General features: G+C 34.4%; 11 protein-coding genes and 1 pseudogene. 11 read left to right on the top strand and 1 reads right to left on the bottom strand.

From position 1 onward, the window contains the following. Positions 1-181: 181 nt before the first annotated feature. Positions 182-1780: a sodium/solute symporter gene (locus IPJ23_10595; GenBank protein MBK7631125.1), complete on the top strand. Its 1599-nt coding sequence runs from the start codon at positions 182-184 to the stop codon at positions 1778-1780. Between the two features lie 475 nt (positions 1781-2255). Next, a complete protein-coding gene (locus IPJ23_10590; GenBank protein ID MBK7631124.1) occupies positions 2256-3692 on the top strand; it encodes an AMP-binding protein in 1437 nt (478 codons plus the stop codon). A 289-nt stretch (positions 3693-3981) separates the two neighbouring features. Here the strand turns inward: IPJ23_10590 and nadE are convergent. Continuing rightward, a pseudogene (gene nadE, locus IPJ23_10585) lies at positions 3982-4437 on the bottom strand (NAD(+) synthase). A 155-nt stretch (positions 4438-4592) separates the two neighbouring features. Here nadE and IPJ23_10580 point away from each other — a divergent pair. From IPJ23_10580 to IPJ23_10540, 9 genes are all read left to right on the top strand, one after another. Then, a complete protein-coding gene (locus tag IPJ23_10580; GenBank protein MBK7631123.1) occupies positions 4593-4790 on the top strand; it encodes an SDR family NAD(P)-dependent oxidoreductase in 198 nt (65 codons plus the stop codon). Next, positions 4787-5452, top strand: coding sequence for an SDR family NAD(P)-dependent oxidoreductase (locus tag IPJ23_10575; GenBank protein MBK7631122.1), 666 nt, complete (start codon positions 4787-4789; stop codon positions 5450-5452). Before IPJ23_10580 ends, IPJ23_10575 begins: the two co-directional genes overlap by 4 nt. A 251-nt stretch (positions 5453-5703) precedes the next feature. Next, on the top strand, positions 5704-7248 hold the full coding sequence (locus tag IPJ23_10570) for a DUF362 domain-containing protein (GenBank protein ID MBK7631121.1): 1545 nt from the start codon (positions 5704-5706) through the stop codon (positions 7246-7248). Continuing rightward, positions 7214-7495, top strand: a complete 282-nt coding sequence (locus tag IPJ23_10565; protein MBK7631120.1) for a T9SS type A sorting domain-containing protein — start codon at positions 7214-7216, stop codon at positions 7493-7495. The genes IPJ23_10570 and IPJ23_10565 overlap by 35 nt, the downstream gene beginning before the upstream one ends. 246 nt (positions 7496-7741) lie before the next feature. Then, positions 7742-10882 carry a T9SS type A sorting domain-containing protein gene (locus IPJ23_10560; GenBank protein MBK7631119.1) on the top strand — a complete coding sequence of 1047 codons (3141 nt, stop codon included), beginning with the start codon at positions 7742-7744 and terminating at the stop codon, positions 10880-10882. Between the two features lie 494 nt (positions 10883-11376). Further along, positions 11377-13818, top strand: coding sequence for a hypothetical protein (locus IPJ23_10555; GenBank protein MBK7631118.1), 2442 nt, complete (start codon positions 11377-11379; stop codon positions 13816-13818). 32 nt (positions 13819-13850) lie between these two features. After that, entirely contained in the window at positions 13851-14228 is a 378-nt protein-coding gene (locus IPJ23_10550) for a hypothetical protein (protein MBK7631117.1), read from the top strand. Between the two features lie 224 nt (positions 14229-14452). After that, the gene (locus IPJ23_10545) at positions 14453-14938 is read left to right on the top strand and encodes a T9SS type A sorting domain-containing protein (GenBank protein ID MBK7631116.1); all 486 of its coding nucleotides are present in this window, start codon (positions 14453-14455) and stop codon (positions 14936-14938) included. A 256-nt stretch (positions 14939-15194) separates the two neighbouring features. Further along, positions 15195-15683, top strand: coding sequence for a polysaccharide deacetylase family protein (locus IPJ23_10540; protein MBK7631115.1), 489 nt, complete (start codon positions 15195-15197; stop codon positions 15681-15683). Positions 15684-15713 lie beyond the last annotated feature (30 nt).

The following is a 15713-nucleotide window of genomic DNA, read 5'->3' as shown; positions in this document are numbered from 1 at the left end:
AATTAACCGAAAATAAAAAACTATCTAAACTTCCAAATAACTGCTGGTACATAAGTTACTCGCAGGTGCCAATTCAATACCTAAGCTGCTCAAAAGGGGATCTGATATTTATCTGCATTAATAAAGAAAAAGGTGAAGTTTTATTTCATAATAAAGTTTAATATCATGCTCCGGAGATAATATGTTACAAAATCTCAGTTCTCTCGATGTAAGTATCATAATTTTTTACGTACTGATAGTTCTTTCTATCGGTTTTTATTTCAGAAAAAAAAGTAAAAACAGCGAGGAGTATTTTCTTGCAGGAAGAAATATCGGCTGGATAGCAATCGGTGCATCATTATTTGCGACCAATGTTTCAAGTGAACATTTTTTAGGACTAGCTGGAACTGCATCAAAATCTGGATTGGCTGTTGGGCACTTTGAATGGCTTGCTTGCTTAATTTTACTAATGCTTGGTTGGGTTTTTACACCTTTCTACCTTAAATCGGGTGTGTTTACGATGCCTGAATTTCTTGAAAGAAGATACAACACTGCATCAAGATATTACTTAAGTATTATTTCAATTGTCGGATATGTACTAACAAAAATTTCAATAGCTCTTTACGCCGGTGGAATTTTACTTAATGCAGTTGTTGGATGGGATATAGTAACTTCTGCGGTTGTCATTGTTTTAATTACTGGTCTTTATACTTTAATGGGAGGTCTATCCGCGGTTATTTATACTGATCTTATTCAAACTATCGTTCTAATTGGCGGATCAATAGCATTGACTTTAATCGGATTAGATAGAGCAGGTGGTTGGAATAATCTCGTAGCAAGTACTCCTGCAAATTATTGGAATATGTTTAAACCCTTAACTGATCCTGATTTTCCATGGACGGGAATAATTTTTGGTGCGCCGATCTTAGGAATTTGGTACTGGTGCACAGATCAATATATTGTTCAAAGAGTACTTAGTGCAAAAAACTTATCCAATGCACAAAGCGGAACTATTTTAGCCGGATTTTTAAAAATACTTCCAGTCTTCATTTTAATTCTACCCGGCATAATTGCATTCCAAATTTCAGGTGGAACCGTTAGCGGTGATAAAGCTTATCCCTGGCTTGTTACAAATCTTCTTCCTTCCGGGTTAAAAGGATTAGTTGTTGCAGGATTACTTGCAGCATTAATGTCTTCACTTAGTGCAATGTTTAATTCTACATCAACTTTACTAACAATAGATATCTATAAAAAAATAAAACCTGATGCTGATGAAAAATCGACCGTAAACTTTGGTAAATGGGCAACGGGCGTAATGGTTCTTTTGGGTCTGCTGTGGATCCCTTTTATTAGTCTCTTAAGTGATGATAGGATGTATGTATATCTGCAAAGTGTACAAGCATATATTTCTCCACCAATTGCTGCAATATTTTTATTCGGGATATTTTGGAAAAGAGTAAACGGCAAAGGAGCAATGGCATCATTAATTACAGGCCTGGTATTAGGTGCTTTCAGATTAATAATAGAAATACAAAGTAAGGTTGAGGCTTTATCAAATCCAATTCTACAAAATATCGCATCAATTAATTTTCTGCACTTCGCAATATTATTATTTTTAATTTCTTCGGCGGTATTGGTTGCAGTAAGCTTAGCTACAGAAAAACCAAATGAAGAAAGACTAAAAGGAATTATATATGCAAAAGATACACTTCAGATTAAAGATAAATGGAGAAAAATAAATATTGGTTTTTCAGTTTTATTAGTTGCGGTAGTTGCACTGCTTTGGTGGAGTTTTAGATAGTTGGAATAACTTAATATGCACTTAGATTCAATTAAAATAATTTTTCTAGTAATTACGATATTACTTATCCTTACACTGCTTTTTTCTAATAGAAAGTTTTATGATCGGAAATTAAAATTCCTGTTATCGTCATTGGCAATAAGTTTGATTTTATTATTTACAATTGTTTTAAAGCTTCACCATCTATTGAGATCCGAATTTGGAATACCAAATTCCTTAACTTACTCTCTCGTTTTGATTCCTTTCTTATTTCATTTTTATCAGTTCAAGTTTGAAATAATTAGAACTAATTTTGTTTTATTGATCTTATCAATTTGTTTCATATCCAGTGCGGTTATTCTTGACCTTCTCACCGATGGGAAAATAATTTTGTTACCAGATTCAGATCTTAAAGAAGAATTTTTAAGAATTGTTGGAACAGGACTCTGGATGCTGTACTACTTAATATACTCATTAAAATTTAGGAATATCTAAAATGTACGTATCAAATAATTTCTGGTTCTACCTAAAGTCTTTTTCAGAGAATATTGCTCTTATTGATACTGAAAAGAATAAATCAATTACATACTTAGAACTTGAAACTGAATCTGATACACTATTAGAAAAGTTCAAGTTAAAAGATAAAGGCCTGATTTTTCTTTTTACCACAAATAATTCTGAATCTATAATTTCTTATATCGCAGCACTCAAGTCTGGAAATGCTGTACTTTTACTTGATGAAAAGTTGAATGATGAAATAAGATCCGGACTGATTGAAAATTATAAACCTGATATTATTATTTCTTCAAATGAAAACATCCCTATAAATTATTTATCTTCATTTAAATATGGATCCCTTAATTTTATTAAAAGAAATGAAAGCAATCCTATTACTATTTTTCCAGAACTAGCGGTGCTATTATCTACTTCAGGCACTACAGGTTCACCAAAGCTTGTTAGACTCTCTTATAAAAATATTCAATCCAATGCTAAATCGATTGCAGCGTATTTACATATTGATGAAAATGAAAGACCAATCACAACTCTTCCAATTAATTATTCCTATGGATTGTCAGTTGTAAACAGTCATTTGCTAAAAGGAGCAACAATCATTTTAACTGATAAGACGGTCTTATTTAGGGATTTTTGGAATCTATTTAATGAATATAAGTGTACATCTTTTGCCGGTGTGCCTTATACTTATACAATGTTAAAAAGAATTGGTTTTGATAAAATTGAACTTCCAACCCTAAAATATTTTACGCAAGCAGGCGGAAAACTTAGCGAAGAATTTATTAAACATTTCAATGAATACGCGCTGGAGAATAGAATAAAATTTTATGTGATGTATGGTCAGACTGAAGCAACAGCCAGAATAACTTATGTTCCACCTGAAAAATTAAGTGATAAAATTGGTTCAATCGGCATTTCAATTCCCAAAGGTGAACTGAAAATAATGAATGATGGAGTTGAAATAAATAATCCAAATGAAGTTGGTGAGCTTGTTTATAAAGGTGATAATGTAATGCTGGGCTATGCTGAAACTTTAGACGACCTATCTAAAGGTGATGAACTTAATGGATTTCTTTCAACCGGCGATTTGGGTTATAAGGATGAAGATGGATTTTTTTATGTTACCGGAAGAATGAAAAGATTTATAAAAATATTTGGATTAAGAATTAATCTTGATGAAGTGCAAAAGATGATAGAAAATCATTTTAAAATTTCTGTTGCATGTACAGGAAAAGATGAACTACTTAAAATATTAGTTCATTCTGATGATCATCTTACGGAAGTTAAAGTTAAAGAAGAAGTTATGAAGATGTACAAACTTAGTTTCAAATCCCTGGTGGTCAAATCAACAAATCAAATTCCTACAAATAGTACTGGGAAGTATGATTATAAAACGATAAATGAAATGTTTGAATTATAAACATGTAGCGTAGGCTTTATACCTACATAAATTCTAGCACAATCTGAAGAGTCTGTTGCGCGACTAATGTTTGATGAGCAATTGCCCCGACTTTTAAGTCGGGGTTTAAGTTTTAAATGAAGTTTCTTGACTTTAGCCTAACTAGTTTTGGTTTGGACTAAAGCACCAAATATATTCTTGAAATAAAAGCCCTGATCTAAAGATCGGGGCAATTTGAAGTTATGTAACAAACTTTAAAGGTTGCGCCTAGCATATGTAAACGAGTTTATCCTAAAGAAAATGGTTCTTGTCATAAATATTCTGTTGTTTGTATTTTTTGTCTTATATCGTTTATCGTTACATTAACCTGAGATTGAGGAATATTTATAACCTTAGCAATGACATCTGATGAAACACCCTTTTCCCAACCATCCCAAATTCTATCCATTACTTCAAATGGCATTTTGTAAAAGAACTCTTCCTGAGTCTGCTCTGCACTGTAAGTATCAGTTGTTGGTGTACGTTTTCTAATTTCCTCTGGAACACCAAGAAACTCTGCTAACTGATATACCTGTGTCTTGAATAAATGTGCGATTGGTTTTACATCTGCACCGCCATCACCATACTTAACAAAAAATCCCTGTTCGTGTTCATTCTTATTTCCGGTACCAATTACAGCATAATTTTTTGCCTCGGCATGATAGTACAACATATTTGTTCTGCTTCTCTGTTTAAAATTAGAAGCGGCAACAATTTGTAAATACTCTGCTAAAAAGAATAAAATATTTATGATTTCCAGATGTAGAATTCTATTCAATAGATATTTGCAGTATATCTCCAATTAAAATATGTTAAGTTGAGTTTTATTAATTTTATTTGAAAGTTAAAAAGAATACTTTGAAATTAACTTTGTGAAAGTTTATGAGAAATAAGATCTGTTTAATAACCGGAGCCACTTCCGGAATAGGTAAAGCCGCAGCATTAAAACTGGCTGACCTTGGTGCTTCATTAATCATTATTTCAAGAAATGAAAAAATGGGAGAGAAGATTTGTGAGCAGATTAGGAAAAAAAATAATAATGCTCAAGTTAAATTCTACAGAGTTGATATCTCTCTATGAAAGAAGTGAGAAGCACTGTTGAAAGAATAAAATCAGATTTTAATCATATTGATGTTCTAATAAATAATGCAGGTGCAAGATTTGACAGGTCTTTTAAAAACGATGAAGGAATAGAATTAACGTTCGCAACTAATCATCTTGGGCACTTTCTATTAACGCTTTCTTTAATTGAAATGCTAAGGAAATCTACACAGGGAAGAATAATAAATGTTTCATCACCTGCACATTCAAGAGCAACTGAAGATCTTGATGATATAGTCTCTCCAGTAAGTTATGATAGAAGACTGGCCTATGGCCGTTCAAAATTAGCAAATTTGTATTTTACTTATGAATTAAGCAGTAGATTAAAAAATAGTAACTTTACTGTAAATGCAGTAGATCCTGGTGGTGTGGCAACAAATTTCAGTAGAAATAATGGGCTATTTGCCTGGATGAAGCATTACCTTTCTTACGTACTGCAGCTAAAATTAATTTCGCCACAAAAAGCTGCTGAAACGATTGTATATTTATCCTCATCACATGATGTAAGCAGCATTACAGGAAAGTACTTTTTTGAAAAAAAAGAAATCAATTCTTCACCTGCTTCCTACAACAGAGAGGCTGCTTTGAAACTTTGGCAGTTAAGTTTGAAATTAACTGGTATTGACGATTCTCCTATTTAATAATGATTAAACTATATCAAATACCATATTTTTTGTTGCTTTATCTAGAATGGATAGAGGTTCTAGGCATTCTGATTAAAAGATCATCAAAACCCAGGATAATCTCTAAAAATTGAAATTAGATAAAATTTTCTTTAAAATGCCTACAAACATAAGTACCGTTATTTTGCTTTCTTGTATTCACTATCGTAATATGTTTTCTAAATAGGAAGGTTAAGTTTTACTAATAAATAAAAGCGAAGGGTGTTAAAATGAAGCCCTTGAGTGAAAATAGCTCTAAGAAAAAATATAACAAGTTATCAATCTCAGTAATCATAATTGCTGAATTACTCTTAACTGTTAACATTCTACCTCAATCACTACCTACCTGGGAAGTAAATAATCCAGTATCAAAGGTTTTTGTAATGGACGAAATTCCACCAACGGCTGGTTCTTTAGCTGCCGGTGACACTACCGTACCGGATGAGTATCTGGTTGATCCTGCAATTGACAGTCTGTTTCGGTTGATGGAGACGCAAGGTACTTATTTACACAGAACATCTTCCAGACCTTTTGGTATTGTTGGCTCAGATGATATTGTGATAATAAAAGGAAGTTTTCAGTGGGATTTTAGAAACACTACAAGCACGGATAGGATTAAAGGAGTAATATGGCAAATACTAAATCATCCTGATGGATTCACCGGTGAAATTCTCGTAGGTGATAATACACAATGGGCATCGACCGGAGAAGACGATAATAATTCAGAAGATCCAAATCAATGTATTCTTGATGTTATAAATACTTTTCATTCTAAGGGATATCCTGTTTATTTATTCGAGTGGAAAAACATAATGAATAATGTAGTAACAGAATATTCTGATGGTGATTATAATGATGGATATCCTTATGACCCGGCCTCTAAAATTACTTATCCAAAGTTCCAATCACCATCCGGCAATCATTATATATCATTAAAAAATGGAATCTGGAATGCGACTACTCAAACATATAATCACGATCGTTTATGCATAGTTGATTTTCCTGTCTTAAAAGCCCACGGTTGGACTGGTGCAACATTAGCAATAAAGAATTGGATAGGAGTTCTTACTGTTGCATATCAGGACGAACGATATGGAGGTGATGGTCCTATGCACTTTGACTATATGTTCAGTGAATATGCACTACCTGCAAAAGTAATGCAAGTTACATTTCCAGAACTAACAATAATTGATGCAGCCTGGGCCAATCCAGAACGTAATTATGGTAGTGATGCCGTACAACTTAATATGCTATTGGGTTCTACCGACCCTTTTGCAGCCTCCTGGTATGCTTCTAAATATATGCTAACACCCATAGCATACTATCCGGAAAAAACCAATCCAGATAATGTTGGTGGTGAGTATAATGTATGCTTAAATAATTGGATAAACTGTATGCACGATTCTGGTTTTGCGGTTACTATAGATTCTTCCGAAATATCAGTTTATAATCTTTCAATTATTCCAGTTGAGCTTACATCATTCTCTGCTGATGTAGATAATGGCGATGTGATTTTAAATTGGAGAACATCAACTGAAACGAATAATTTTGGTTTTCAGGTTGAGAGAAGTAATGACAGAGTGACATTTGATAAGATAGCATTTGTTCCTGGTTTTGGAACTACCACCGACGCCAAAACATATAGTTACAGAGATGAAGCTTTAACTAGTAACGAAAATTATTATAGACTTAAACAGTTAGATTTAAATGGAAGCCATTCTTATTCAAATATTATAAAGGTTGATCTTAATCCCGCCAGGAATATTTGTTCTTAGACAGAACTATCCAAATCCATTTAACCCAAATACAAAAATTAGATACGAAATTGCGAAGGAGAGTAAAGTAGTTATTAAAATCTTCGACATACTTGGAGCCGAATTATTAACTTTACTTGAGGAGGAAAAGAAACCTGGTGTATATGAAATAGAGTTAAATACACAAAGTTTACCGAGCGGAATATACATTTATAGAATTGTAGCGGGAGAATTTACTGAAACAAAGAAAATGGTTTTGATGAAGTGACCTAAGAAGACGGTCACCCTTTTAAAAAATATTTTATTCTCTCATAATGATACTGTTTGTTTAAGAAGACGATAATAATATCCATATTACTTGATTTAGTTGCATATTATAATGGTATGATGATTGACTAACCCTTTTATTTAACTCAAAATCAATTGCTAATAGTTGATTAATACTAATTGACTTTCGATTTTTGATTTTACTATTTATTATTTTTAAGTTGTGCTTAACTTTTGTGAGGGCAAAATGAAAAAGTTATATCTATATACGTTTGTATTTATTCTTTCATCCTTTAACACATACCCCCAATGGGTAAACCAAAATCCTGTCCCGGATGTCAATGACCTTTGGTCTACTTTTTTTGTAGACAATAATACAGGTTGGATTGTTGGATCAGGTGGTTTTATAAAAAAGACTACTAATGCTGGTGATGAATGGATTTTACAAAATAGCGGAACAACTTCTATTCTAAAATCAGTAACGTTCGTTGATCAAAACAATGGCTGGATATGTGGAGAAGGAGGACTAATACTTAATACTATTGATGGAGGAGCTAATTGGGAGGTGCAGCTAAGTGGTACGACGGAACATCTATCAGATATTTATTTTTATGATACTAATATTGGTTATGCTGTAGGATTTGGAGGCACAATAATAAAGACCACTAATGGTGGTTCATCCTGGACAAACCTATCTTCTGGAACGACTAATGATTTATACTCAATGGATTTTATTGATGCTTATATTGGCTACGCTGCTGGAGAAGTGAATGAAACACATTCAGTGATTAAAACAACAGATGGTGGAGCCACTTGGATTGATAAGTCAAGTGGATTTCCTCGAACGAGTGGCAAATGTCTTGCTGTTGAATTTATTGATGCAAGTACAGGGTTTATTGGTGGGGGTGATTATAGTGGTTTTTTATACAAGACAACAGATGGAGGAGATACTTGGAATTCATCTTTATCACAATTTCCATCAAAACTAAATGAGATAGATGTTAAAGAACAGCTTAGTGTTTATCCATATACTGCTGGAATTACTTCTATTTGTTTCAGTGATACAGATAACGGCTGGTATGTAAGATGGACTGGAATGGACAATTATATTTATTCAACTACTGATGGTGGAATAACCTGGAAGTACCAAAGAAGTTGGGTGGAACATTCATTATTATCTGTTTTTGTAACACAAAATGGAACTGGATTAGCAGTTGGTTCAAGCGGGCTGATTTACTTGAAAGCAGAGAGTGATACTTATTGGTCGCGATTGTTAAGCGGGACGAATGATAACGTCCAATCTGTTTATTTTGTAGATAAAAATATTGGTTGGGCTGGAGGAACTCGTTGGGGAAATCCTTATAAGGGAGTGATATTAAAAACAACCAACGGTGGAAAACAATGGAAAACTCAGTTGGATGCCCAAAGTATCGACAGCTATTCACGTTGTTTTTATTTTATAAATGAATCGTTAGGATGGCTTGCTAAATCCCATTCAATTCCTCAAGAAACGGGAGCGGGAATTTTCCGAACGACAGATGGAGGGGAGAATTGGGTTTCGATATATCCTGGTGGTGATTTTTCTTCAGTATTTTTTATTAATCAAGATACAGGCTGGGTAACGAGTGATTATAGTAGCAGTTCTCAATATGGAATTTATAAGTCAACTGATGGTGGTGTTACTCTGGAGAAGAAAAGTTCGGTCAATAGTTCAAGTATCTACTTTTCGGATTTTTATAATGGTTGGTCTGCTGGTCCAGGCGGTATATTAAAATCTACAGATGGTGGAGAAACCTGGAATAGTAAATCGAGTTTGACAGGTTCCAATATTAAATTTTTTGATCAAAATGTTGGAATGTGTGTCGGAGGAGGGGACATATTAGTTTCAACCGATGGTGGTGAAACCTGGAGTGCCAAAAGTGGTCCTTTACTTCGATCTATCAACTTTATAAATTCAACAACAATCTGGGGTTATACTTCTGAAGGAACAGTATATAAGACAACTAATTTTGGTGATAGTTGGAACGCACTTAATGTTGGTTTAGGTATTGGAAATAGTGCATTCTTCGTCGACGAATACACGGGCTGGGTTGGTGGAGCAAGTGGTACAATGTTTAATTATTCAGTCGAGCCAATATTGTCATTGACTTCACCAAATGGTGGAGAGGTTTGGAAATCAGGTTGGCAAAGGAATATAACCTGGACAAGTGAAAATATCTCTAATGTCAACTTATATTATTCAACAAATGGTGGCGGTGACTGGAATACAATAGCAACAAATGTAGACGCAAGCAGTGGCAATTATAGCTGGACGGTTCCAACTTTAAATTGGTTTCTTAATTTTAATTGTAAAGTTAAAATTGAAGACGCGTCAAATTCCAGTGTCTATGATGAAAGTGCTAATAATTTTATAATTTGGCATTTTTGCAACATAATCCAATACGCAAATTTAGGTCAGCGAATTATTGATTTTCTTGAAACCAATATCGATATATCTATGAATGTGACCACAGCTGATAATATTTCCGTTAACTTTTATCCTTATGAGTCTCCAGTCTTTGGAACCCCACCAGCAGGAATTGATTTTGTAAGTGAGTATTATTGGCAAGTATCTTCTCCTGCGATAAACTTTAATAATGGTAAAATAATAGTTCCTATTTCAACACTACGCGGTGTTACAGATGCATCTAAACTCGTATGGCTTAAAAGAACTAACCCGGGTGATGCTTGGGAAAATATTGGCGGATTTGTTTCTGGAGAGAATTTTGAGAGTATCGTTTTATTTAATTCATTTTCTGAATTTGCAATTGGCTCTACTGATGATCCTTTACCAGTAGAACTATCCTCATTTACAGCAACAGCTAAAACAGATCAAATAATGCTTAAGTGGGAAACTAAAACAGAAACAAATAATTATGGATTTGATGTTGAAAGAAAGACTAATGAAACCTGGAAGAAGATTGGATTTGTAGAAGGCAATGGTAACAGTAGTTCACAAAAACAATATTCATTTACAGATAACAAGCTAATTGAAGCAACCAATTTCCAATATAGATTAAAGCAAATGGACAATGATGGTAAATATGAATACTCAGCTGTGGTAGAGGTTAAAGTAGTTCCAACAGAATATGCTTTGCATCAGAACTATCCAAATCCATTTAATCCAAATACAGTAATTGAGTTTTTATTACCAGAGAATGTCAATAACGTGCGGTTATCTATTTACAATGCATTGGGAGAAAAGGTATCAGAGTTGGTCAATACAGCATTAGAAGCCGGAAAGTATAGCTATCGATGGAATGCACAAAATGTAGCAACAGGAATATATATCTATGAGTTAAGGACTGACAATTTTGTTTCGGTCAAGAAGATGTTACTTGTGAAATAAGGCCATATTTTCTGGAAAACTCCTATCAAATAAAATGGTAGGAGTTTTTTTCTAATGTGATTTTAATCAATGGTTTTAGATAAATATGACAAATAAGCAGACAGATTTGTAGTTAAAAAGAAAATGTAGCTTATGAAATAGGCCAAATTGCACTGCGGTAATTAGTAAAAAGCAATTTAAAGAGGATTTGTGTCTTAATAAAACACATATTTAAGCAAAGGACGGGGATAAGTCGAGTACTTTTTTAAAGTTTAACCCAGCCCATTTAACGAGATTTAACAATGTCACGAAGTAAAGCCGTTTCTCAAAAAAATAATGAGATAGTTCGCATTTTTACATTAATTGACATATTTTATTGGTATAATTATTGGTCACTCATTGTAATAATTTCAATATTGATTTGATTTATATTATTAAGCAATTTTGTTGAACTATTAAATTTTGGAGTTGCAATTAATTTCTGTTGTTATTACAGGTATTTTAATGGAGCTAAATTGAAAAAATTATTACTAATTAATATTATATTTATTCTTGCTTCGCCTAACGCTTTCCCGCAATGGTATTGGCAAAATCCATTGCCACAAGGAAATACACTCAATTGTGTAAGATTTATGTCTTCAACTGTTGGATGGGCTGTCGGTGATTATGGCACCATTCTTTACACGACTGATGGTGGATTAATCTGGACTGAACAAACAAGCGGAACGACAGAAGAATTAGTTTCAGTTTCTTTTGTTGATGCAAGCAATGGTTGGATTGTTGGCTGGAATGGCACAATTCTCAACACAACGGATGGCGGTGCTACCTGGGTTCCGCAGACGAGCGGTGTATCAAACTATCTGTTAGGTGTTTCCTTTACCGATTTGAATAACGGTACTGCAGTTGGCCAGTCTGGTAGAATCCTAAGAACCATAAATGGTGGTATTACCTGGTCTACACAAACAAGTGGTACAGCAAATATTCTGTGGGCTGTATCATTTATTGATGCAAATACAGGGATTGCTGTAGGTGATACAGGAACAATATTAAAGACCACGGACGGCGGAACAAACTGGTTGTTTCAAACAAGTTCTACTACTAAATCGCTTAAAAGTATTTCTTTTACAGATGCAAACACAAGCACTATAGTGGGGCAAGACACTATAATCCTTAGAACAACGAACGGCGGGACAAACTGGAATCGTCAATCAGTCGTTGGTATATCTCCCGGCCAAACTTTGGAAGCTGTTCACTTTATTGATGCAAATACTGGTACCGCTGTTGGATGGGGCGGTGTAACAATAAGAACCACTAATGGAGGCACAAATTGGACTCTTCAAGAGAATGGCACCAAATCTTTTAGCGGTGTTCATTTAATTGATTCAAATACCGGTTATGCTGTTGGAATATGGGGAACGATAACCAAAACCACAGATGCCGGCTCAAACTGGTTACCTCAATATATAGGCTCTCAAGTGGTTCTTAAGGGAGTAACTTATCCCAATGCTAATACAGGTTATGTGGTCGGTCTTGTTGGACGATTCCTCCATACGACTAACGCTGGAACAGATTGGAACGTAGATATAATTTCAGATGAAGATTTATGGGGGCTTTCTTTTACAGATGTAAACAATGGTACGGCTGTCGGAACTAATGGAGCTATAATAAGAACCACTGATGCCGGAGCAAACTGGACTTCCCAGACGAGCGGCACCACAAATAATTTATGGGCAGTAACATTTTTGGATACGGATACAGGGATGGTTGTAGGTGATGCAGGGACAATTCTTAAAACTACTAATGCAGGAACAACCTGGACTGCCCTGACAAGTGGAACAACAAAGAATTTATGGGCAGTAAAATTTCTTAATGCAAATACCTGGACGGTTGTCGGCGATTCCGGCACAATCCTCAGAAGCACGAACTATGGAACTACCTGGACTTCCCAGACAAGCGGAACGGAAAGTGATTTAAGAAACATTTCTTTTGATGATATTAATAACGGAATGGTTGTTGGGGATGCTGGTACAATCTTAAAAACTACTGATGCTGGTACTACCTGGAGTTCCTTATCGAGTGGAACTACTCAGAATTTAAAGTCTATATTTTCGTTTAATGCAAATAATAAAATTACTGTGGGCTGGTTAGGTACAATACTTAGAACAACAAACAGCGGTACAAGCTGGACAGCAGAAAACAGTGGGACAATAAATAATTTCTGGGGCGTAACGTTTACTGATGCAAATAATGGGACGATTGTCGGACAAGGTGGAACTATATTAAGAACTACAGCTCCCGCTTTTATTACAGCAAATTTAAAAGTATATCTTACAGGACCATATAATGGTCCTGGCACCATGACTTCATTTCTTAATTCTAGTAGTTTAATTCCACTCAATTCTAATACCGCTTATTCAACTATAAATTATGATTACACTGCGAGTGTTGTAGGTAGTATTCCAAATTCAACTATTGTTGATTGGGTACTTGTTGAACTAAGGACCGGAACCGCTTCAAATACAAAAGTAGCGACACGCGCGGCATTTATAAAAAATGATGGGACAATCGTAGACACAGATGGGACAAGTCCAGTAAAATTCACTGGTTTATCTGATGGAAATTATTATATTGTAATACGTCATCGGAATCATCTTAGTATAATGAGCGCATCAGCGATTCCATTAAGTATCAGTTCTGCGTGGTATAATTTTTCTTCATCACAATCACAAGCTTATGGTACAGGTTCGATGTATGCTCTTCCTGGTGGAGTTTTCGGAATGATCGCAGCAGATGGAAATAACGATGGCGGAATTTATGGTGAAGATTATATAATTTATCAAACTTCACAAGGTAACGAAGGCTATATATCCGAGGATTATAATTTAGATGGCGGAGCTTATGGTGAAGATTATATATTATATCAGTTGAATCAAGGATCAGAGTCAAATGTACCCTAAATTAGATTTTAATAAAATTGAGGAAATAATAAATGAAAAAAATTAAAATAATCTTATTAATTTTATGTGGACAAGTAATTTTTGCACAAGTAGATACCCGATTAGTCTTCGTAAGTAATACACATGATTTTCCTTCTCCTGGATTATCAACTTTAGTTTTTGATGTGGAGGCTATTTCTAATTCTGGCAATATTGAAATAAGTGTCTTTCAGGATGCGATTCAGTTGGATGCAATATTTAGAGCGCAAAACCCTTCTGTATCTTTCTCTAATCAATTATTTCCTCCTTCAGCTTATACCACATCACAAGATTATAATACAACATCATTTGCTGGAAGAATAAGATACATTTATACTTTCAACTCAGGAACTAGAAGTACAATTAATAGTACTTTTACAAAAGAATTTTAACTATATCGATTCAATACACAACCGGCACTGCCAATGGTTCTATTAGTTGGTCATCTTTTAGTCCTCAATTTTTAGCTTCGGACTTAAATTATAACATAATTACAGGTGCTGAATTATCAATTCCTGTTGAATTAGGTAATGTTCCATTACCGGTTGAACTTTCATCCTTTACAGCTGCAGTCAATCAAAACAAGGTTGACTTAAAGTGGGGGACAAAAACAGAAGTGAACAATTACGGGTTCAATGTCGAAAGAAGAATAAAAGATGGAGAATGGAATAAAATAGGTTTTGTAGAAGGAAACGGCAACTCAAACTCACCAAAGCAGTACAGCTATGTTGATAAAGATCTATTTGCAGGCGGCAGCAAGCTTCAGTATCGGTTAAAACAGGTTGATTCAGATGGTCAGTTTGAGTATTCAGATGCTGTTGAAATAGAAATAGTACCAACTGAGTATGAGCTTTCACAGAATTATCCTAATCCATTTAACCCGAGCACAACAATCAGGTTCTCCCTTCCAAAGGAGACGCAGTTAAAAATTAATATTTACAATATGCTGGGTGAACTTGTACAAATACTTGCAGAGGGTAAATACGAAGCTGGTTATCATAAAGTAACATTTAATGCTTCTTCGCTTCCAAGTGGAGCTTACATATACAGAATTGAAAGCAGCAATTTTGTTCAGGTAAGAAAAATGGTGTTGATAAAATAAATGCTTGATTAAATATTATAAAGGTTAGGATTTTTTTCTATTTAGTATAGTAATTGAATATATTTTTTAAGGGCTTTGAATAAAAGATAATTTAATTACATTTTTATTTATATTGTAATTTGTACATAACTAGTACGACTGCATTTGCTTAAGGAAATTTCGGATAATTGTTCAATTATAAGACGATTTCTAAAGCTACTTCATATCCAACAATTTAACTTAAGTATATGATATAATGCTATCACAAGGAGAATGAATGAGACAAAAAATGATTTTATTAGTAATGATGTTACTGTTCGGTTCCAGTTATTCAAACGCGCAGTCTGGTTCGGTAGTTTCCTTTGCCTACGATGACGGATATCCTTCCTGGTGGGATCTCGGGTTTCCTTTATATCAGGAGTACGGATTTCCGGCAGTTGGTTGGATAAATGCAGTTACCTGGTGGATGCAGGGTGCTGACTACCATGCCTTGGATCGTTTAAAGATTATGCATAAAGCCGGCTGGGAGATAGGCAATCATACATATACTCATGCTGATCCGATTACAGAAGCTGAGGTTAGCGATATGAAAGACTGGCTGGATTCTCGTGGATTTCTGAATGCTGGATTTCAATCACCTCGCAATGATTGGAGTCATAACTACGTTAATATTGTTAGAAAGTACCACCCTTATTATTCTGCAGGCACAGGTAACTATAATCAAAACGAAGAAGGGATGTCTCACCCATATGACATATACTTTTAAAACGGTTTAGTTTAACAAACGATGTGACTA

Source organism: Ignavibacteriales bacterium (genome assembly GCA_016709765.1).
Lineage (GTDB): Bacteria > Bacteroidota > Ignavibacteria > Ignavibacteriales > Ignavibacteriaceae > IGN3.
Note: the sequence above shows the minus strand (reverse complement) of the source record. Positions and strands in the feature narration are given on the sequence as shown.